Origin of the sequence: Haloterrigena salifodinae (assembly GCF_003977755.1) — an archaeon.
GTDB lineage: Archaea > Halobacteriota > Halobacteria > Halobacteriales > Natrialbaceae > Haloterrigena > Haloterrigena salifodinae.
The window spans coordinates 871208-890821 of record NZ_RQWN01000002.1; the positions used below are offsets into that span (position 1 = coordinate 871208).

Sequence of the window (19614 nt, forward strand, 5' to 3'; positions counted from 1 at the left end):
GCTCACTCGGCGTCGGTCGCTCGTCCCGTCCCGTCCGCCGCCTCGTCCGGTTCGTTCTCGTCGATCAGCGATCCCTTCCACGTGCCCCGCGAGAACCACGCGACGGCGGCGATAGCGCCGACGATGTCGCCGGCGACGACGCCGGTCCAGATCCCCCGCGGCCCCCACTCGGCGACGAACAGCAGGGCGTAGGTCACGGGCACACGGACGAGCCACAGCCCCAGCACGGAGAAGGCCAGCGCGGTCTTCGTGTTGCCTGCGCCCCGGAAGGCGCCCAGCACGACCTGCATGACGCCCATGAAGACGAAGCCGCCCGCGGCGAACCGGAGGTAGGTAGACCCGTAGGCGATCGTCTCCGCGCGACCCGCCTCCTCGGCAGTCACGAACACCGAGACGAACGGTTCCGGGAAGAGCGCGGCCAGCAGCGCCGCGACGGCCATGATCCCCGCGATGGTGCCGCCGGCGATCCGCGTCGCTCTCTCGGCGCGGTCGCCCTTCCCCGCGCCCAGATTCTGGCCGACGATCGAGTCCGTCGCCTGCCCCATCCCCATCGCCGGCAAGAAGGCCAGCGAGATCAGCCGGTTGCCCAGCCCGTAGGCCGCGACGACCGCCGGCTGGAAGGTGACGACCATCGCCGTCATCGCGACCAGCGCCAGCGCCGACATCGATTGCTCTAAGGCCGTCGGGACGCCCAGACGGACGATTTCCGTGACGTACTCGAGCCGGGGCCGGAGATGTTCCGGGCGGATCTCGGGGCCGACGTCGCCGAAGTACAGCAGGTAGAAGCCGATGGCCGTCGCCAGCCCACGCGAGAGGACGGTCGCGACGGCCGCGCCGGCGATCCCGAGGTTGGGGAAGGGTCCGACGCCGAAGATCAACAGCGGATCGATGACGAGGTTGAGCAAGACGCTGACGACCATCACCCGCATCGGAGCGCGGGTGTTTCCGTACCCCCGCATGAGCGCGGCGAAGACGAAGAAGCCGAACACGAAGGGGATCCCGAGGAAGAAGATCCGCAGGTAGTCGGCGGCCAGCGGGATAATCGCTGCCTGGGTCTCCGGGTCGGCGGGCAACGCGGCGAGCATCGAGTCCGTCGCGAGGAAGCCGATGATGCCGAGCATGACCGCGACGAGCGAGATAAACGAGATCGTCTGGCCGGCGATCAGACCGCCCTCGCCGCTCTCGGCGCCGGTGTGCTGGGCGAGCAGGATCGAGCCCGCGGTCGTGAAGCCGCCACCGACGGAGATCACCAGAAAGAGGAGCGGAAAGGCGAGGCTCACCGCGCCGACGGCGTCGGGCGAAAGCGCGCCGAGCCAGAAGGTGTCGCCGACGTTGTAGGTGACCTGCAGCAACTGGATGACCACGAGCGGCCACGCCAGTTCGAACATCGGCCGGACGAGCGACCCGTCAGTGAGGTTGCTCGTGTCCGGTCCCGGGCCGGAAGACATACCTCACAACAACCTTTCGAGTTACTTTATCATTCGCGAGGTATGATACCTTCGGGCACTATCTACGTCGATCCGTCGGTCGCTCTCGCGCCCGCTCCGACTTACGGCCGGCCGTCCTCGAAGGCGCGTTTGACCTCGAGCGCGGCCGTCCGGTCGTTCAGATCGACGCGCCGGGCGATTTCGGTTCCGGGGCCGGCGTCGTCGCGCCGCCAGTCGTTCGGGTCGGTCTCGCCGGCCGTCGCGGTGCCGTTGGTCGACGTCGAGTCCGCCCGCGACGCGGTGGCCTCGACCGTCACCGAGTCGTCTCCCGACGCCGGTCCGTGTCCGGATTCTCGTCCGGCGTCGCCGACCGTGCGATGGGCGCGGCCGGCGTCCGGTTGCTGGGTCCACCCGGGAGCGCGCCCCGCGCCTGCCCCGATACCGAGACAGTCCCGACAGATGTCGTTGCTGCCCCACGCGAGCGTGTAGAACGGGACGCCCAGAACGACGACTTGCCGGGCGTAGCGGCGGTGCACGCCGTCGTCGATGACGCGCTCGCAATGGACGCAGCGCTGGGTCCCGGACTCGAGCGGACGATCCTCGAAGCGGTACTCGAGCCCGAACGTGTGGGCCGGATACAGCGGGAGCCCCTCGAGCGTCCAGAGGACGAACAGACTCACGCAGAACAGGACCGCCGAGATCCAGACCGCAACGTGCGGTTCGGCGACGACCATCGGTCCGGCGAACGAACCGACGAGGATCGCGACAGGGAGCAGCCGCCGTATCAGCGCGAATATCTCGACGTGGATGCGAATCACTGCGTCGTCGGGCCGTTCCATCGACTCGACGTTCGGACAGCGACTGGTAAACGTTTGTGGCAATCAATCACTGCGGTGTCACGAGCGGCGAGGCGGACTCAGTCGGCGATCGCTTCGTTCGCGTCCGTCTCCGCGGCGGCGTTCTGGATCCAGAGGTCGCCGAACAGTTCGTCCTGTTCGAGGCGGATCCGGCCGCGGTGGGCGAGAAAGAGCAGCGCCAGGTAGGTCATCACGCGCGTCCCGCCGACGGCCTCGATTTCGGCGTACAGCACCTCCTCGCGGCCCGCCTCGTACTGGGCCTCGAGTTCGGCCTCGACGTCGTCGATGACGGCCTCGATGTCCTCCTCGTGGGTCGTGTGGGTGACGTCGTCGCTGGTCGGCTCGTCGTCGACCCGGAAGTCGTCGTTGGCGTGGTAGTCGAGTTCCTGGACGCCCCGGTCGTACCCCTGGGGCGACTCGCTCGTGTCGTAACTGCGCGATTCCTTCCACCAGGAGTCGCGCTCGGCCGACCGCAGTTCCCGGACGAGTTCGTCCAGCGTCTCCGGCTTGCCGCGGGCCTGTTTGCGCTCGAGACGCCGTTCCATCTCCGCCTCGAGGCTCTCGACAGGGTCGAACCCCGGCGGATGCGCGCCGCTGTCGTCGCCCTCGGGCTCCATCGCTCCCTCGTCGGCGAAGGGTGCCTCCCACGGCGGCAGTTCCTCCTCCTCGGGCTCGTTGGTGGCAAACAGTTCGTCGCTTTTCATCCGCAGGAGGACGCTCGCGTAGAACAGCGCCCGCCCCGAGGTTCGCAGGTCGGCGTCGTCCAGCGCCTCGAGGAACTTGTCCGTCACCCGCACGACGTCGATGTCCCACGGGTCGATCTCGCCCTCCTTGGCGAGTTGCACCAGCAACTCGACGGGTTCGACTTCGTCATCCGCGTCATCGCCCTCTTCGTCCGCATCGGCGTCGGCCTCAGCCTCAGCCTCGGCGTCCGCCGTTTCGTCCTCCGAGAACTCGAGGACCGACGACTCGGCGTCGGCGTCTCGAGGGGCAGCATCCGCACTCGAGTCGCCGGGCCGCTCGCGGTCTCCCGGTTCCCTCCGGTCACCGCTCGACTGTTCGGAGCCGCCTGACGGCGGCTCCCTCTCCTCGTGTCCGGTGATATTCAAGGGGATGTCGTCCTGCCCCCCATCCGTATAGAACTCGTCTCGACCGGCGGCTTGCGAGTCTTCTTCGGAGTCGCTTCGCGACTCCCTAGTCACTTACCGGCACCTCCTCACTGCCGGCGTCCCCGCCGTCGCTCAGATCGATCCCGGTGACGGCGCTGACGTTGTCCTGTTGCATCGTGACGCCGATTGCCCGCTCGGAGCGGTCGAGCATCGCCGAGCGGTGAGAGACGACGACGAACTGGGCCTCGTCGGCGAGTTCGTCGACCATCTCGCCGATGCGCTCGGCGTTGACGGCGTCGAGGAAGGCGTCGACCTCGTCCAGGGCGTAGAACGGTGCCGGGTTGTGTCGCTGGATCGCGAAGATGAAGGCCAGCGCAGTCAGTGACTTCTCGCCGCCGGACATCGCGTCCAGTCGCTGAATGGGCTTGTCGCCCGGCTGGGCCTTCATCGTCAGCCCGCCGTCGAAGGGGTCCGCCTCGTTCTCTAGGTGCAGCGTGCCGGTCCCCTCCGAGAGCTTCTCGAAGATCTCGGTAAACTGCGCGGCGATCTCGTCGTAAGAGTCCATGAACGTCGCCTTCTTCTGGGTCTCGTACTGCTCGATCCGGTCGCGGATCCCCTCCGCTTCCTCGACCAGCGTCGCCCTCGCGTCCTCGAGTTCCTCGAGGTCGCTGCGAACCTCGTCGTACTCGTCGATCGCGAGCATGTTCACCGGCTCCATCGCCTCCATGTCCGCTTGCAGGAGGTCGATCATCTCGAGGACGGTCTCGTGGTCGGGGACGTCCTCGGGGTCGTAGTCGCCGACCTCCGACTCGAGGCTCTCGATCTCCCACTCGAGGTCGTCGACGCGGTTACGACAGTCCTCGAGTTTGCTCTCGACGGCGTTGACCCGATCCTGTTGCTGGTCGCGTTCGGCCCGCGCGTCGGCGAGTTCGTCCTTGAGTTCGCTGCGCTCTTCCTTGAGTTCGGTGAGCTCATCCTCTAACTCCGCGACGGCCTCGCGTTTTTCCTCGAGCTTCGCTTCTTTCGCTTCGATCTGCTCTTCGAACTCCTCGATCTGCTCCTCGTGTTCGGCCTTGCGGTTCTGGGCCGCCTCGATCTCGTCGTGGCGGTCCTCGATGGCGTCCTCGGCGTACTCCTTCTCCAAGCTCAGCTCGTTGAGCTTGCTGTCGAGGTCGGCGATCTGGTCCTCGCGGTCGTCGATCTCGGCCTCGAGGGCCTCGATCTGAGCGGTGAGTTCGGGGATCTTCGAGTCCTCGAGCTCCGTCTCGAGATCCTCGATGTCGGCCTCGATCTCCTCGACCGCGGCGGTCTTCTCCTCGATCTCTCCGGAGATTTCGGTCATCCGCTCGTCGACGGACTCGCGTTCGTCCTCCAGTTCGTCGAGGTCGTCCTCGAGGGCCTCGATCTCGGCCTCGATGGTTTCGCGCTTCTCCGCGAGGTTCTCGCGTTCGTTCTCGATCGAGCGCACCTCCTCGGTCGCGTCGGTCTTGCGGTCGCGGGCGTCGTCCAGCCGCTCCTCGACGCCCCGCAGCTCCTCGCGGAGGGACTCGCGCTCCTCCTGGAGGTCGGTGATCTGCTTGGCGACGCGCTCGAGCTGGCCCTCGCCGCCGCCGGTAAAGGAGTAGCGCGAGCCGCTACCGGAGCCGCCGGTCATCGCGCCGCTCTTCTCGACTAAGTCGCCGTCGAGGGTGACCATGCGGTAGTCGCCCATGTACGAGCGCGCGGTCTCTAAGTCCTCGACCACGAGGGTGTCGCCGAGTACGTACGAGAAGACGCCGGCGAACTGGTCGTCGAAGTCGACGAGGTTGTACGCGAAGTCGACGACGCCCGGATCGCTCGGTGCGTTGGGGAGTCGGCGCTGGCTCATGTCCGTCAACGGGAGGAAGGTCGCCCGCCCCGCGTTGCGGGACTTGAGGTGGTCGATACACTGCTGGCCGACGACGTCGTCGTCGACGACCACGTTTGCGAGGCGCCCGCCGGCCGCGGTCTCGCAGGCGACGGCGTACTCGCCCGGCACCGACCCCAGCTGAGCGACGGCGCCGTGGACGCCGTTGATCCCCGCGTTGAGGATCGTCGTCACCGCGCGGCCGAAGGAGGTATCGCCGCTCTCGCCCGCGTTCGCCTCGAGTTCGGCGTACTCCTGCTGTTTGGCCTGAATCTCGTCGTCCAGTTCGTCGACGTCGGACTGGATGCGGCGTTTCTCGCTTTTGAGGTCGTCGACGACCCCGGCGATGTTCTCGCGGTTCTTCTCGGCCTTCTCGAGTTCCCGCTCGAGGTCGTTGCGCTTGCTCTCGATCTCGGGGATCTCCTCGCGTTTGTCCTCGATCGCCGCCTCCTTCTCCTCGATTTCGGTCGAGCGGCGGCGGGCCTCGTCGAGCAGGCGGTCCTGCTCGCGCTGGAGATCGTTCTTCTCGATCTTCGCTTCCTCGAGTTCCTCCTTGCGCTCGGCGAGTTCGGCCTTCAACTCGTCGAACTCGGTGTCGACGGCCTCGATCTCGGCCTCGAGTTCGTCGCGTTCGGTCTCCCGTTCCTGAATCTCGCTCTTGAGCGAGGCCTTCTCGAGTTTGTGTTCGCGCATCTCGTCCTCGAGGTCGTCGATCTGTTCCTGCTTGCGGTCGATCTCGACGAACGCCTCGCGGCGGTTCGATTCGGCCTCCTCGATGGCCGCCTCGCTGGCCTCGATCTTGTCCTCGAATCGGGAAATCTCGCCTTTGATCTCCTCGATTTCGCTTTTGATCCGGAGCTGTTCGTCCTCGCCCTTGCGCTCGATTTCCGCGTTGAGATCCTCCAGATCTTCCTGGAGGCGGACGACCGTCCCCTGGCGCTCGTCGAGTTCGCGCTGGAGGTCCTCGAGTTCGTCCTCGAGTTCGGCGGCCGTCTCCTCGGCGTCGGCGAGTTCGTCGCGTTTCTCCTCGAGTTCGCTGGCCTTCTTGTAGCCCTCGTACTCCTCCTTCTCGCGGCGCAGGCGGCGGTAGCGCATGGCCTGCCGGCGCTCGTCGGCGAGCTGGTCTAAGCGGTCGCGCTTCTCCTCGATCCGCAACTCGGCCTCGTCGATGCGTTCCTCGACGATCTCGAGTTCCTCGAAGGCGTCCTCCTTCTTCGCGTCGAACTCGGCGACGCCCGCGATCTCGTCGATGATCTCCCGGCGAGCGTGGGGCGTCATGTTGATGATCTCGGTGACGTCGCCCTGCATGACGACGTTGTACCCCTCCGGCGTGACCCCCGCCTGCGCGAGGAGGTCCTGAATGTCCGAGAGGTTGACCGCGCGATCGTTGAGGTAGTAGTAGGAGTAGTAGTTGTCCTCGGTCTCCTTGACCCGGCGGCGGATGCGGATCTCGTCGACGTCGCCGACGTCCTCGCTGCCGGCGGCGTTGACGACCTGCGACCGGGTGAGCGTCTCGTCGGAATTATCGAGGATGACCTCGACGGTCGCCTCCCGTGGGCCGCCAGAGTTATCGCTGTCGTCGTGCCCGGGATTGTAGATGAGATCGGTTAGCTTCTCCGCCCGAATCCCGCGGGTGCGGGCCAGTCCGAGCGCGAAGAGGACGGCGTCGATGATGTTCGACTTGCCCGAGCCGTTCGGGCCCGTGATAACCGTAAAATCCTCGTAGAACGGAATTTTCGTCTTTCGGCCGAAGCTCTTGAAATTGTCCAGAACGAGTGCCTTGATATACATTCTCTTAGCGCGCCCTCCATCCCTGCGGGGAATCGTGGTCGCTGCGGCCGCGATATCGGTGCGACCGAGCCGTGACCACGCGGTTATGCGACAATAATATCGTCGCTACCTGAGTCTTCCGCTTCGTCGGTCGTCGTCTCGTCGTCTGCCTCGGCGTCGGCTGCGGCCTCGGCGACCTCGTCCGGTTCGGCCTCCGCGGTCACGTCGGCGTCCGGTTCGCTGTCGCCCTCGGTGGCGCGCCGATTGGGAACGCGCGTCGGCGTCTCGGCGTCGAGTTCGGCCTCGAGAACGCGAATGCGCTCCTTGGCTTCGATCAGTTCGTCCGTCAGTCCCTCCACTGTCGACTCGAGTTCCGCAACCGTCGATTCAAGCTCTTCGACGCGGTTGTTCGGCATACCCTCTAGGGGTCTGTCTGGACACATAAACGTACGTCAGACAATACTAGTTGTTCTGGCAACTTCCGAACGCTCGCGACCGTCGGGCCGCGTAACGAGCCGACGACGCCGGGGCAGCCGCCGGCGCTCAGTTATCGTCTTCGCGCCACTTGTGCTCGCATTCGGTACAGATGAAGAATCGCGTCTCGGACTCGTCGGCTGAGCGGATCTGTTGCATGTACCAGTGGGCGCGGTCGTTGCCGCATTCGGGACAGTGGGCGTCAGTCTCGGGCAGCGAGGTCTCGCCGGAGGACTCGATGATCTCGCTGGCCTCCTGGCTGTCGGTCACGACGTACTGATCCGCGTCGCCTTTCGGCTCCGTGTAGCCGCAACTCCCGCACTCCCAGAGGCCGTCGTCGGCTTTCATCATCGAACCGCATTCGTCACAAAATTCCATCGTTGTCCGGGATACGTCGGCCGAGCGACTTAAGCCACCCGTTCCGTTCCCCCGGCCGTCGCGTCGGCGTCACGGCCGTCGGTTTTCCTCGAGTTACGGGATCGGGATACACATTCTCACACGCGGCCAGACGGGATTCCTGTTTTTATATAGCCGGTTGTGATACGCTCGGGTATGTTCGGAACGAGCGGTATCAGGGGTGCGGTGGGCGACGAGGTGACGGCCGAACTGGCGCTGTCCGTCGGCCGTGCGCTCGCTACAGAGGGGTACGAACGCGTCATCGTCGGTCGCGACGTCCGCGAGAGCGGGACGGTTCTGGTCGACGCGCTGACCGCCGGCGTCCGCGAGTGCGGCGGCGACGTCATCGAAGTGGGCGTCGCGCCAACGCCGACGGTCGCCCGCGGTGTCGACTGGCTCGAGGCCGACGCGGGCGTCGTGATTACGGCCTCGCACAACCCGGCCACGGACAACGGCATCAAACTCTGGTCGCCCTCCGGCCAGGCCTTCGACACCGAGCGCCGCGAGACCATCGCGAGCCGCGTCGAGACCGACCGGTACGACCTCGCGGCCTGGGACGGACTCGGGAGCCGAAGCCGGGACGACGGACTGCTCGAGCGTCACGTCGAGGCGATCGCGGACCGCGTCGACGACCTCGACGGGGTGGACGTCGTCGTCGACGTCGGCAACGGCGCCGGGAGCGTGACCGCCGATGCCCTCCTCGAGTTGGGCGCGTCGGTCCGCACCTTAAACGCCCAGCAGGACGGCCGGTTCCCGGGGCGGCCCAGCGAACCCAACGAGGAGACACTCGGGGATCTCCAGGAACTCGTCGGCGCGACCGACGCCGATCTGGGCGTGGCCCACGACGGCGACGGCGACCGGATGGTGGCCGTCGACGAACGCGGCCGGTTCGTCCCGAAGGACCTCCTGCTCGCGCTGTTCGCCCGCGAGGCGGTCGGCACCGGCGACCGGGTTGCCGCGCCCGTGGACACGAGCCTCGCCGTCGACGACGCGCTCGCGGACGTCGGCGCCTCGGTGACCCGCACCGCCGTCGGCGACGTCTACGTCGCCGAGCGGGCGACCGAACCCGACGTCGTCTTCGGCGGCGAACCCAGCGGCGCGTGGATCTGGCCCGACGAGACGCTCTCTCCGGACGGCCCGCTGGCGGCCGCCAAACTCGCGGCGATGGCCGCCGACGAGGGCTCGCTCGCGAATCTGGTCGACGACCTCGAGACCTACCCCATCCGCCGGACTTCGATCGAAGTCGACGACAAGGAACGGGTCATGGAAACCGTCGAATCGACCGTCCGCGAGCGCTACGACGAGATCGACGCCCTCGACGGGGTCCGCATCGATCACGGCGACGGCTGGACGCTCGTCCGCCCCAGCGGCACCGAACCCGTCGTCCGTATCACCGCCGAAGCCCGCGACGACGAGCGCGTCGAGGCGCTGTTCGAGGACGCCCGCGAAATCGTCCTCGAGGCGAACGAGGAATCGGACGTAGCGCCCGCCGAATGAGGGACTTCACACGGCAGAGACGTCGTCACGCCGTGCGCTGAACTGACGAGATACCTGTGCAGCGGCGTGCGCTGTCGATCGTATCCGAACGCGAGTGAGGATCGATCGCCACTACCGCGCGAGGGATGAGTGAGTGAGCATAGCGAGCGAACGAATCGGCTGGGGAGGAAGTGGAAACCCCCGTTGCCAGGAGTCACACACCGCTGGAGAAGAACCGACTCTCGAGTCTCCGCTCGTCGACTATTGGCTACCGTTCGCCGGACATCGCCGAGAACAGCCGTTCCTCGAACTCGTTCCTCGAGATGCCGTCTGAGGGGCTGATTCCGTCCATGTGATCGACCGAGACCTGGCCGCCGCCCATCCGGGCGTGGCCGCCCGCGTTCGCCATCGGAATGTCGCTGATTGCGTGGCGGAGCGTCTCGCCCATGTGAACCCGATCGTCCCGGGAGCGCCCCGAGAGGTGGATCGTCCCGTCGTACTCGCCATAGACGACGACCGCCGTCACGCCCTCTAACTGCATCAGTTCGTCCGCGGCCTGGGGGATCGCGTCGACGTTCGAGATCTCGCCGACGTCGCAGACGGCGAAGGGGCCCTCGACGCGTTTCTCCGTGATTGCCGTCGCCTTGACCTGCAGGACGTCGTCGCTGACCTGGGGGTTGGCGACCCGATCGAGCAGGTCCTCGTCGATGGCGTCGAACAGCGCAGCGCAGGCGTCGAACTCCGCCCGCGAGCAGCCGTTTGTCAGGTGCTTCGTATCCGACTGGATGCCGTAGAGCAGCCCGGTCGCCAGCTCCGGCGAGATCTCGAGGCCGTCCCCGCCGTTCATCGACGCGCCGAGTTCGTCCAGATACTCGACGACGATGGTCGAGGCGGCGCCGTACTCCGTCCGGACGTCGGTGAACTCCGTCCCCGCGCCGTTGCCGGGGTGGTGGTCGACGACCGCGATCGGTTCGACGGTCTGGGAGCCCGCGAACCCGCGGGGCGTGTTGTGATCGACGAGGACGACGGCGTCGGCGGCCAGTTGCGAACTCGCCTCGATGGCCTCGAGGTCCAGATCGAGGACGGTCCGGAACGCCCGGTTTTCCTGGTGACGAATCTCGCCGGCGTACTGCAGCGTCGCCTCGGTATCGACGGTCTCGGCGATCCGGGCGACGCCCATCGCACAGGACATGGCGTCGGGATCCGGGTTCGGGTGCATCACCACCGCGACGTGGTCGTACTCCCCCAGCAGCCGCTGGAAGCGAACGCCCGGCGGCCGCCGGAACCAGCTGACGACCCACCAGCCGCCGACGACGACCGCGACGGTCGCCACCACGAACAGCGAGAGCATCAGCGGCTCGAGGGACTCGAGGAACTCGCGGAGCGGCCCGACCAGCGCTGCGCTCGACCGGCGAAACGCGCCGCTGGCCGAGCCGTTCCGAACGATCATACGTCACCATTAAATCGAATCGACAAGAAATTTCCCCCTCGACGACCCGAATCGATCGGTCTCGAGGCGAGTTCTTGGTCGCAGCGTCGCCAGCTACTCGGTTCTCGGTTGGCGTGTCGCCGGCCGCTCAGCGCCTGGTCGGAGTACCGCTGGCCGTTCGATTCTCGTCGGACGTCCTCGAGTGGCTCAGATCCCTCGCTCGCCGTCCCGGTAGGCCTCGATCGCGTCCTGATACCCCTCGCGGTAGGTCGGATACGCGAACTCGTAGCCCAGGTCGCGCAGTTTCTCGTTGGCACAGCGCTTGCTCGTCAGGATGCGCCGCTTGCCGGCCTCGGAGACGTCGTCGTCGGCCAGTCGCTCCGCCTTCGTCTGTTTGGGCGGCTGCTCGACCTCACACCGCTCGGCCAGCCAGTCCGCGAACTCCCACTTGTGGGCGGGTTCGTCGTCGACCACCTGGACGACCTCGCCGCGCGCGCGATCCTCCTCGAGCAGGTAGCGGACAGCCCCCGCGGCGTCGTCGCGGTGGACCATGTTCAGGTAGCCCTCGGTGACGGGCCCCTCGAGATACCGCTCGAGACGGTAGCGGCCGGGGCCGTAGAGGCCGGCGTAGCGCGCGACGGAACCCTCGAAGCCGTACTCGGCGGGCAACTCGCGGGCGATTCGTTCGGCCTCGGCGAGCACCTCGGTCTTCTCGGTCGTGGGCTCGATCGGCGTCGCCTCGTCGACCCAGTCGCCGTCGTGGTCGCCGTGGACCCCCGTCGACGAGGTGTAGACCAGCCGCTCGGGCGAGTTCTCGCGCCCGCCGAACTGCTCGACGGCCGTCCGGAGCCCCTCGACGTAGACCTCGCGGGCCGCCTCGGCCCCGCGGCCGCCGCTGCTGGCCGCGAAGACGATGGCGTCGACGTCCGGGACGGCCGCGAGCCCCTCGTGGTCGGTGACGTCCGCCTGCACGGCCTCGAAGCCGGCGTCCTCGATCGCCTGAACCCCCTCGTCGGATCGGCGCACGCCGATCGCCTCGTGACCGCGGTCGGTCAGTTGGCGGCCCAACTCGAGGCCGACGTGGCCACAGCCCAGGATTGCAACGTTCATACGTCGACTCGCGGGTGAACGACCATAATATCACTGCTCGAGGAGACGTTTATCGGATTCTTCACGGCGGAGGAAACGGAGTGTGCAGCGCACGCGGCTCTCGTGTCTTGTCAACGGTCGTCGATCGCCGCGTCCCGACTCAGGGCGCGCCGTCGGCGATCACGTACTGGACGTGGACGAATTCCTCAAAGGACATCGGCGCGCGGCGTTCGATCTTCTGCTGGATCTCCTTTGCGTCCATCTCGATCGCGAGCTCGCTCTCGACGGCGTCGACGTCGAGGACGGCCGTCGTCATCCCCAACAGGAGGTGGTCGCAGGCGATCTCGACCATCTCGTCGGGCTCGGGCTCGCCGTCTGCGAGCGCCTGGATCTGGGCCGCCTCGAGGAGCGTGAGATCGGGCGAGTCCCCCTCGAGGAGCGCGTCAGCGGTCTCGCGGTCGACGTCGGTCCGACCGACGACGGCGTCGACGCCGTGCTGGGTGACGACCGCCCGAAGGTCGTCCTCGTACTCGGCGCGGAGGTCGGCGGGCGAGTCCGGGGCGTTCATCCGTTGCTCGTAGAACATGCCCGGAAGAACGGGCATCGCGTTGAAAGGTATTATTATTGAACCCGCCGGCGGCCCGTCGATGGCTGTCGGCTCGAACCACCGCGTTCGCTGCAATTGTCCACCGGAACGTTCAACTGGGCATACTTACATGAGCGTGATATGAAAGTTGCCCTGATCGGTGTTGGTCAGGCCGGTGGCAAGGTCACTGAACGGCTCACCCGCTTCGACGCGGAGATGGGTTTCGGAGCCGTTCAGGGCGCGCTGGCCGTCAACTCCGCCGAACCGGACCTCCAGTCCCTCGAGTACGTCGACACGCAATTGATCGGCGCCGACCGCGTCAACGGCCACGGCGTCGGCGGTGACAACGAACTCGGGACCGAGATCATGCAGGCGGACATCCAGCAGGTGATGAACGCGCTCGACGGCCGCGTCTCCTCCAAAGCGGAGGGGATCTTCGTCGTCGCCGGCCTCGGCGGCGGCACCGGCAGCGGCGGCGCGCCGGTCGTCGTCCACCACCTCCAGCAGATCTACGATATCCCCGTGTACGCGCTCGGTGTCCTCCCGGGGCGCAACGAGGGCGCGCTCTACCAGGCCAACGCGGGTCGGTCGCTGAAGACGATCGTTCGCGAGGCCGACGCGACGCTGCTGGTCGACAACGACGCCTGGCACGAACAGGGCGAGAGCGTCGAGGGCGCCTTCGAGACGATCAACGAGCGGATCGCCAAGCGGGTCGGCCTGCTCTTCGCTTCCGGCGAGGCCGTCGAAGGAGTTGGTGAGAGCGTGGTTGACTCGAGCGAGGTCATCAACACGCTGCGGGCGGGCGGGATCGCCGCCCTGGGGTACGCCACCGAAGTCGCCAGCGAGGACAGCGCCGAGAACGTCAACACGGCCATGAGCGTCTCGCGGCAGGCGCTGCTGACGGGTACCAGCCTCCCGGACGCGACGACCGCCGATTCGGCGCTGCTGGTCGTCGCCGGCGAACCCGACCGCATCCCGCGCAAGGGCGTCGAACGGGCTCGCCGCTGGCTCGAGGACGAGACCGGCAGCATGCAGGTCCGGGGCGGGGACTTCCCGCTCGAGAGCGACCGACTGGGTGCGCTCGTCCTGCTGGGCGGGGCGGAGCGGTCCGATCGCATTCAGGAATTCATGGAGCGCGCACGCGAGGCCAAAAAGGCCCAGGAGCGCGAGGCGGAGAAGACCGATCCGGCCGAACAGTTCGCCGACGATCGACTCGAGGATCTCTTTTAGCCGCGGTTTCCGACGGACACTCGGACAAGTATTTCGTTTCGGATCCGAAACTGGTCTGCGGGCTCCGACTCTCCGAGGACGTCGCCGATTAACCAGCCGACCAATAAGAGAGACGAGGGATAACGAGCAGTGTCATTTATAAGCACTCTCGGAACCCATGACACAGTCCATCACAGTAAGAGGGCGGTCCTGCCAACGGTTTTCAGGGGGTTGTGGACCGGTAGGTTTAAATTGAAGGCGCCAATAGATACGGCTACCAGAACGCCACCGGGGCGCGTATCGCTCGACGATCGATGACAGGAAATCTTATTCACCGAGGTTTCGCAGATCGTGAGCAGATGCTGTGTACAGCCGCTCGTTTCCGTTCGACGGTACCCGTCAGACCGACGGGTGTCCCGTCTGTGAAACGGGCGAACATCCCCGGTGCGGGTATGGCACAGAGGTTTGAATAATACATGGTAGACGAATCAAAGAACATCGAACTGACGGAGGACGACCTCGAAAACAAATCGAAAGGGCAGCTCATCAAGATGGCCGGTCAACTGCGGGATCGGCGAAACGAGCTCAACCAGATGGCGTCCGAGCGGGCGTCCAAGCGCGACGACCTCAACGCGAAGACACGTGAGAAGGTCGACGAAGCTCAGGAACACCGCGAGAAACGCGACGAGCTCAACGAGCAGGTCCAAGAGCACAAGGAAAGCCGCAACGAGCTCAACGCCGAGGCCAATGAGCTGTTCGACAAGGTCGAGAAGCTCAAGTCCGACATGGAGCTCGACGAGGGCAAGGACCTCGAGGAACTCGAGGAGGAGATCGAGGAACTCGAGTTTAAGCAGCAGACCGAAGTCCTCTCGAGCGAGGAGGAGAAGGAGCTCATCGAGAAGATCGAGTCTAAGCGCGAGGAGTACGAGTCCCGAAAGGAGAAACTCGAACAGAACGAGGATCTCGAGGAGCTCGTCGAGGAAGCCGAGGAAGTGCGATCGGAAGCCTCCCAGCACCACCAGAAAGTGACCGAGCTCGCGGACAAGGCCCAGGAACATCACAACCAGATGATCGAGGCCTATCGGGAGGCCGACGACATCCGCGACGAAGCCGACGAGATGCACGAGAAGTTCGTCGAGGCCCAGGAGGCCGCCGACCAGCACCACGAGGACTTCGTCCGCGTCCAGAAGCGACTGCGCGAACTGGACAAGAAGGAAGAGGAAGAGCGCAAGTCCGAGCGCGACAAGAAGAAAGAAGAGGCCAAGGAAGAGGCCGAGGAGATCTATCAGAAGTTCAAGGAGGGCGAGACCCTCGACACCGAGGACCTGATGAAACTCCAGAAGACCGGTCTGCTCTAGATCGGTCTCGTCTACCGGCGGTTCGGTTTTCTCTCTTTGCTGCGTTTTCGACGCCGGCGCCTCGAGACGGGAGTCCGTCCGGCGCGCTCGAGAGCGACACCGCGAGTCGCTGGTCGATTAATCGGAGCGCTGACTCGGGCGCTCGCTCTCGAGATCGACTGCGGCCGACCGTTCACTTCGACCGGCAGAAAAATTCTCACGGCGTGTAAGCAGGGTGAGCTATTTTAGTGCCGGCCGGGGTCGGATGTAGACGAGCGCGTAATGGATACGGACACGAATCGAGTAGCCGAGCGACCGACCGGCCGCGGTACCGCCGCCGAGTTCGGTAGCGGACTCGATCCCCACGGACCGGAGGACGGGCGAGACGGCCCGGGAGCGACGGTCGTCGATGACCGAACGGTCGTCGCGGACGGTGATCGTTCCGAGCGAAGCTATACGGGTTTCGACGCCGTCGTCGAAACAGTCGCTGCGTCCGCCCACAAGCTGGTACCGTCCCCGCAGTCGCGTCCGGAGCGATCCGTCGAGACCGACTGCGAACAGCGGGTATACGGTCCCTACTAGTGCACCCGTGGAACCGACCGGCCGATAGCAGACCCCGATTCGAGTTAGTGAGCCTATACCGATGACAGTTGATAACAGTGCTTCGAGCATGGATCGACACGACGACGATGCGGGCGTCCTGATACCCGGCATCGATGCACCGAGTACCGTCGCCTGTCTCCGTTCGCTGCGACCGCGCGGCATCCGTACGATCGTCGGTTCCGAGTCGTCGACGACGCCGGCGTCCCGATCGACGTACTGCGACGAGTTCGTCGAGTTGCCGGATCCGGCCGACGATCTGTCCGCCTACGGTGACGCGTTGCTCGCGGTCGCCGAGCGGTCGGACGTCCGAACGATCATCCCGGTCCGCGAGGAGGACGTCTACGTCCTCGCCGATCGCAAGGCGGCGTTCGCCGACGTGGTCGACACGAACTGGCCCGATTTCGAAACGCTCCGACGGGTTCAGGACCGCGTCGAACTCTTTGCCGCCGCCGACGCGGCCGACGTGGCGGTCCCGGAGACCGCGCTGCTCGATCAGTGGACCGACTGGGACCAGGAAACGATCGTAAAGCCCCGATACACGGTCGCCGCGCCCGCCTATCTCGATCCGAGCGCCGACGAGATCGAGATCGGCTCGACGGAATACCAGCAGCCGGGGACGCCGCCGGACCTCCAGACCGTCGTCGAGCGCCGCGGGCACGTCCCGTTGGTCCAGGAACGGATCCCCGACTCCCGCGAATTCGGCTTCTTCGCCCTCTACGACCGCGGCGACCCGGTCGCCACCTTCCAGCACTGCCAGCGCCGCGGCTGGGAGTACTGTGGCGGCCCCAGCGCCTACCGCGAGTCGGTGTACGATCCGGACCTCGAGGCGGCCGGCCGAGCGCTGCTGGACGAACTCGAGTGGCACGGCCTCGCGATGGTCGAGTTCCTTCGGGACCCCGTCGACGATGAGTACAAGCTCATGGAGATCAACCCGCGCTTCTGGTCGTCGCTGCCATTTTCCGTCCGCGCGGGCGCGGACTTCCCCCGCTACTACTGGAAGCAGGCCATCGGCGAACCGGTCGCGTCCGACGACACCTACGAGGTCGGGATCGGCGGCCACCTGCTCCGGGGGGAGCTCAGCTATCTCCACAGCGTGGCGACCAAGGAGTACCCGATGGTCGAACGCCCGTCGCTCACGGGCGAGATGCGCGACGTCGCGACGTCGCTCGTCAGTCAGCCGCGGTTCGACTACGCGGTAGCCGACGATCCGCTGCCGTTCGTCCGGGACGGCATCAATCTGGTCGAAGCGTACCGCGAGAGTCGATCAACGTCGGATTCGGCCGCCGACTCGAGCGAGGCCGATGACCGCGATCCGACGGACGTACCGCCACAATCGACGCGTTCGCACGGGGCGTCGCCGTCGCAGACGTCCCAGGGACTCGACGACTGAATCGGCGCGTCGCTCGCGGCCCCCCGAGACCGCGGGCTGACAGGTCGCCGGAACCGCCAATGCTTACCGGGTACCGTACGGAGATAGTCGTATGAGACGAGGTGTCCGCTGTGATCGGTAGCGAACGGATCGACCGACTGCTGATCGTCGTCGTCGGCGTCGTCGCCTTCGCCGCGGCCGGGTTCGCGCTGTTCGTCGTCTATCCGGACTCGCTGGCGGAGCTACTCGGCGTGCTCGTCGCGCTCGCGGTCGTGGCGCTCGGCGTTCGCTTCTCGAGCAATATCGCCGCGTCGCTGTACCCCGACTACGACGTCGCCGAGGTCGCCGTCGAGGGTCCCATCACGCGCGACGGCGGCGGCGGGTCGCTCCCCTCGAGTCCGCGGGGGACGCCGGCCGACGACATCGTCGACCAGATCGATCGGGCCGACGAGGACGACAGCGTCGACGCTCTCCTATTGAAGCTGAACACGCCGGGCGGCGAGGTCGTCCCCAGCGACGACATCCGACTGGCGGCCGCGCGGTTCGACGGGCCGACGATCGCCTACGCAACCGACGTCTGCGCCAGCGGCGGCTACTGGATCGCCAGCGGCTGCGACGAACTCTGGGCTCGCGAGGGCTCGATCGTCGGCTCGATCGGCGTCATCGGCTCCCGGGTCAACGCCAGCGACCTCGCCGAGAGGGTCGGCCTCTCCTACGAGCGGTTCGCCGCCGGCGATTACAAGGACGCCGGCACCCCTCTGAAGGAGATGGACGAAGACGAACGCGCGTACCTGCAGGGGCTGATCGACGACTACTATGACACGTTCGTCGAGCGGGTCAGCGACGGCCGCGACCTCGACGCGGAGTTCGTCCGCGACACCGAGGCGCGAATCTATCTCGGCGAACAGGCCCACGACCTGGAGCTCGTCGATCGCCTCGGCACCCGCCGAGAGATCGAGGACGAACTGGCCGATCGCCTCGAGCGCGACGAGATCAGCGTCGAGGAGTTCGAGCCCGAACGGCCGCTGATGGCCCGCATCGGCACCGGCGCACAGCAAGTAGCCTACGCCTTCGGGGCCGGCATCTCGGGGCTCGCCGAGGACCGGGAGTTCCGCCTGCGGACCTGATCGAACGCTCGCAGGCCGTTCTCGTCGATCGCTCGGCGCCTCGATCGCGTCGAACGAGTAAGTGGTTTTATCGTCACACGGAATGCATCGCCTACCGTGACAACGCTGGTCGTCTGTCTCGACCGGACCGACGACGTCGGTCGCAAGACCGGACTGCGCTCTCCAGTCGTGGGCTGGGAGGCGATCCGCGCGCTCGTGACCGACGTTGGACTGGCGGATCCGGAAGATTCGGGAGTCAACTCCCTGCTCGAGACGTTGCGCGTCGCCCAAAACCTCCGCGACGAGAACGAGGAGGTCGTCGTCGCGGTCGTCTCGGGCGACCGGGAGTCGATGGTCTCGGCGGACAGAGCCGTCGCGACGCAACTGGACGAACTCGTTGCCGAGTACGATCCCGACTCCGCGGTCGTCGTCATCGACAGCGCGGAGGACGAGCGACTGGTTCCGATCGTCGAGAGCCGGGTCCGGGTCGATTCGGTCGACCGCGTCGTCGTCCGTCAGGCCCGGGATATCGAGTCGACTTACTACCTGCTCAAGCAGTTCCTCGCCGACGAGGAACTGCGTCAGACCGTCCTCGTACCGATCGGGTTGACGCTGCTGGTCTTCCCGATGCTCGCGAGTTTCGTCGGTCCCGCGGAGGGCGCCGCCGCGATCACGACCGTCATCGGCGTTTTCCTGCTCTACAAGGGGTTCAATATCGACGAGCGGGTGACGAGAGTCGCCCATCAGGTGCGCGAATCACTGTACTCCGGCCAGGTCTCGGTCGTCACCTACGTCGTTGCCGCGGGGCTGACCTTCGTGGGCGTCTTCGCCGGCGCGTTAGGCGTCTCGACGCTCGAGGATACCCCCGGCGTCGTGGTGCCGGCGATGCAGTTCGCCTTCAACAGCGTCCCCTGGCTTGCGATGGCCGCGCTGACGGCCAGCGCCGGCCGCCTGCTCGACGAGGCCATCGGCGACGGACCGATCCGCAGTTCGTATCTCAATCTCCCCTTTATCGTTATCGCCGTCGGGCTGGTCGTCCGGGGCTTCTCGGCGTACTTCCTCGAGCAACAGCGCGTGATCGACCCGTTCGTGGTGCCGGCCTACGAGCTCGGCGTTATTTCGAACGAGCAGTTCGTGGTGTCGGCCGGCGAACGGCTCGCGCTGTTCGTCGTGACCGGGATCGTGGTTAGTCTCGTCGGCGCGCACGTCGCGTCGTACTTCAGCGCCAGTCGAGAGGAGGGCGAGCTTGCCGACGGCGGCCCCGAGTCCCCACGGACGGGCGAGACGGTGTCGGATCCGTCCGCGGACGCCGACTCGACGTCGGAACTCACCGACGGCGGGCCGCCGACGACCCCGACGGACGCCGCCGACGCCGATCACGGTGCGGCGCCGCAGTCGGGCTCGGAGTCGGCGACCGACTCTTCCTCGAGTACCGACGCCGATTCGGCCGAGTGAGCCGTCGGCGACCGGACTCGTCACCCATATACTCCTC

16 protein-coding genes are annotated in these 19614 nt (G+C 66.4%); 7 read left to right on the forward strand and 9 right to left on the reverse strand.

Going from position 1 to position 19614, the window contains the following annotated elements; genetic code table 11:
• Positions 1-2 precede the first annotated feature (2 nt).
• The 6 genes from EH209_RS12940 to EH209_RS12965 form a co-directional block, all read right to left on the reverse strand.
• Positions 3-1448: an MATE family efflux transporter gene (locus EH209_RS12940; protein WP_126663284.1), complete on the reverse strand. Its 1446-nt coding sequence runs from the start codon at positions 1446-1448 to the stop codon at positions 3-5.
• Between the two features lie 101 nt (positions 1449-1549).
• Complete coding sequence (locus tag EH209_RS12945; protein WP_211338359.1) at positions 1550-2266, reverse strand: hypothetical protein; 717 nt, start codon at positions 2264-2266, stop codon at positions 1550-1552.
• 77 nt (positions 2267-2343) lie between these two features.
• Entirely contained in the window at positions 2344-3486 is a 1143-nt protein-coding gene (locus tag EH209_RS12950; protein ID WP_126663285.1) for a segregation and condensation protein A, read from the reverse strand.
• Entirely contained in the window at positions 3479-7069 is a 3591-nt protein-coding gene (gene smc, locus EH209_RS12955; protein WP_126663286.1) for a chromosome segregation protein SMC, read from the reverse strand. Before smc ends, EH209_RS12950 begins: the two co-directional genes overlap by 8 nt.
• Before the next feature lie 83 nt (positions 7070-7152).
• Positions 7153-7464 carry a DUF7518 family protein gene (locus EH209_RS12960; RefSeq protein ID WP_008896587.1) on the reverse strand — a complete coding sequence of 104 codons (312 nt, stop codon included), beginning with the start codon at positions 7462-7464 and terminating at the stop codon, positions 7153-7155.
• A gap of 127 nt (positions 7465-7591) precedes the next feature.
• Positions 7592-7900, reverse strand: coding sequence for a transcription factor S (locus tag EH209_RS12965; protein ID WP_126663287.1), 309 nt, complete (start codon positions 7898-7900; stop codon positions 7592-7594).
• A 174-nt stretch (positions 7901-8074) separates the two neighbouring features.
• Between EH209_RS12965 and glmM the strand changes: the two genes are divergently transcribed.
• A complete protein-coding gene (gene glmM, locus EH209_RS12970) occupies positions 8075-9415 on the forward strand; it encodes a phosphoglucosamine mutase (RefSeq protein ID WP_126663288.1) in 1341 nt (446 codons plus the stop codon).
• Between the two features lie 247 nt (positions 9416-9662).
• Here glmM and EH209_RS12975 read toward each other — a convergent pair whose 3' ends face one another.
• From EH209_RS12975 to EH209_RS12985, 3 genes are all read right to left on the reverse strand, one after another.
• Positions 9663-10844, reverse strand: a complete 1182-nt coding sequence (locus EH209_RS12975) for a DHH family phosphoesterase (protein WP_126663289.1) — start codon at positions 10842-10844, stop codon at positions 9663-9665.
• A 186-nt stretch (positions 10845-11030) separates the two neighbouring features.
• Positions 11031-11933, reverse strand: coding sequence for an SDR family oxidoreductase (locus EH209_RS12980; RefSeq protein WP_126663290.1), 903 nt, complete (start codon positions 11931-11933; stop codon positions 11031-11033).
• 139 nt (positions 11934-12072) lie between these two features.
• Entirely contained in the window at positions 12073-12498 is a 426-nt protein-coding gene (locus EH209_RS12985; RefSeq protein WP_126663291.1) for a DUF5791 family protein, read from the reverse strand.
• A 141-nt stretch (positions 12499-12639) separates the two neighbouring features.
• Here EH209_RS12985 and EH209_RS12990 point away from each other — a divergent pair, with 141 nt between their 5' ends.
• The 6 genes from EH209_RS12990 to EH209_RS13015 all read left to right on the forward strand — a co-directional run bounded on the left by EH209_RS12990 (position 12640) and on the right by EH209_RS13015 (position 19577).
• Entirely contained in the window at positions 12640-13728 is a 1089-nt protein-coding gene (locus tag EH209_RS12990; protein ID WP_126663292.1) for a tubulin/FtsZ family protein, read from the forward strand.
• Between the two features lie 455 nt (positions 13729-14183).
• Positions 14184-15065, forward strand: coding sequence for a coiled-coil protein (locus tag EH209_RS12995; RefSeq protein ID WP_126663293.1), 882 nt, complete (start codon positions 14184-14186; stop codon positions 15063-15065).
• A 261-nt stretch (positions 15066-15326) separates the two neighbouring features.
• A complete protein-coding gene (locus EH209_RS13000) occupies positions 15327-15626 on the forward strand; it encodes a hypothetical protein (protein ID WP_126663294.1) in 300 nt (99 codons plus the stop codon).
• A gap of 88 nt (positions 15627-15714) precedes the next feature.
• Positions 15715-17037 carry a carboxylate--amine ligase gene (locus tag EH209_RS13005; protein WP_126663295.1) on the forward strand — a complete coding sequence of 441 codons (1323 nt, stop codon included), beginning with the start codon at positions 15715-15717 and terminating at the stop codon, positions 17035-17037.
• Between the two features lie 110 nt (positions 17038-17147).
• Positions 17148-18143 (forward strand): signal peptide peptidase SppA, encoded by a 996-nt coding sequence (gene sppA / locus EH209_RS13010; protein ID WP_126663296.1) that lies wholly within the window; start codon positions 17148-17150, stop codon positions 18141-18143.
• Between the two features lie 96 nt (positions 18144-18239).
• Entirely contained in the window at positions 18240-19577 is a 1338-nt protein-coding gene (locus tag EH209_RS13015; RefSeq protein WP_126663297.1) for a DUF373 family protein, read from the forward strand.
• Positions 19578-19614: the final 37 nt, after the last annotated feature.

Coding starts and splice junctions, on each gene's coding strand:
- EH209_RS12940 (WP_126663284.1), bottom strand. CDS start 1,448: ATGTCTTCCGGCCCGGGACCGGACACGAGCAACCTCACTGACGGGTCG.
- EH209_RS12945 (WP_211338359.1), bottom strand. CDS start 2,266: ATGGAACGGCCCGACGACGCAGTGATTCGCATCCACGTCGAGATATTC.
- smc (WP_126663286.1), bottom strand. CDS start 7,069: ATGTATATCAAGGCACTCGTTCTGGACAATTTCAAGAGCTTCGGCCGA.
- EH209_RS12960 (WP_008896587.1), bottom strand. CDS start 7,464: ATGCCGAACAACCGCGTCGAAGAGCTTGAATCGACGGTTGCGGAACTC.
- EH209_RS12965 (WP_126663287.1), bottom strand. CDS start 7,900: ATGGAATTTTGTGACGAATGCGGTTCGATGATGAAAGCCGACGACGGC.
- glmM (WP_126663288.1), top strand. CDS start 8,075: ATGTTCGGAACGAGCGGTATCAGGGGTGCGGTGGGCGACGAGGTGACG.
- EH209_RS12975 (WP_126663289.1), bottom strand. CDS start 10,844: ATGATCGTTCGGAACGGCTCGGCCAGCGGCGCGTTTCGCCGGTCGAGC.
- EH209_RS12980 (WP_126663290.1), bottom strand. CDS start 11,933: ATGAACGTTGCAATCCTGGGCTGTGGCCACGTCGGCCTCGAGTTGGGC.
- EH209_RS12985 (WP_126663291.1), bottom strand. CDS start 12,498: ATGTTCTACGAGCAACGGATGAACGCCCCGGACTCGCCCGCCGACCTC.
- EH209_RS12990 (WP_126663292.1), top strand. CDS start 12,640: ATGAAAGTTGCCCTGATCGGTGTTGGTCAGGCCGGTGGCAAGGTCACT.
- EH209_RS12995 (WP_126663293.1), top strand. CDS start 14,184: ATGGTAGACGAATCAAAGAACATCGAACTGACGGAGGACGACCTCGAA.
- EH209_RS13000 (WP_126663294.1), top strand. CDS start 15,327: ATGGATACGGACACGAATCGAGTAGCCGAGCGACCGACCGGCCGCGGT.
- EH209_RS13005 (WP_126663295.1), top strand. CDS start 15,715: ATGGATCGACACGACGACGATGCGGGCGTCCTGATACCCGGCATCGAT.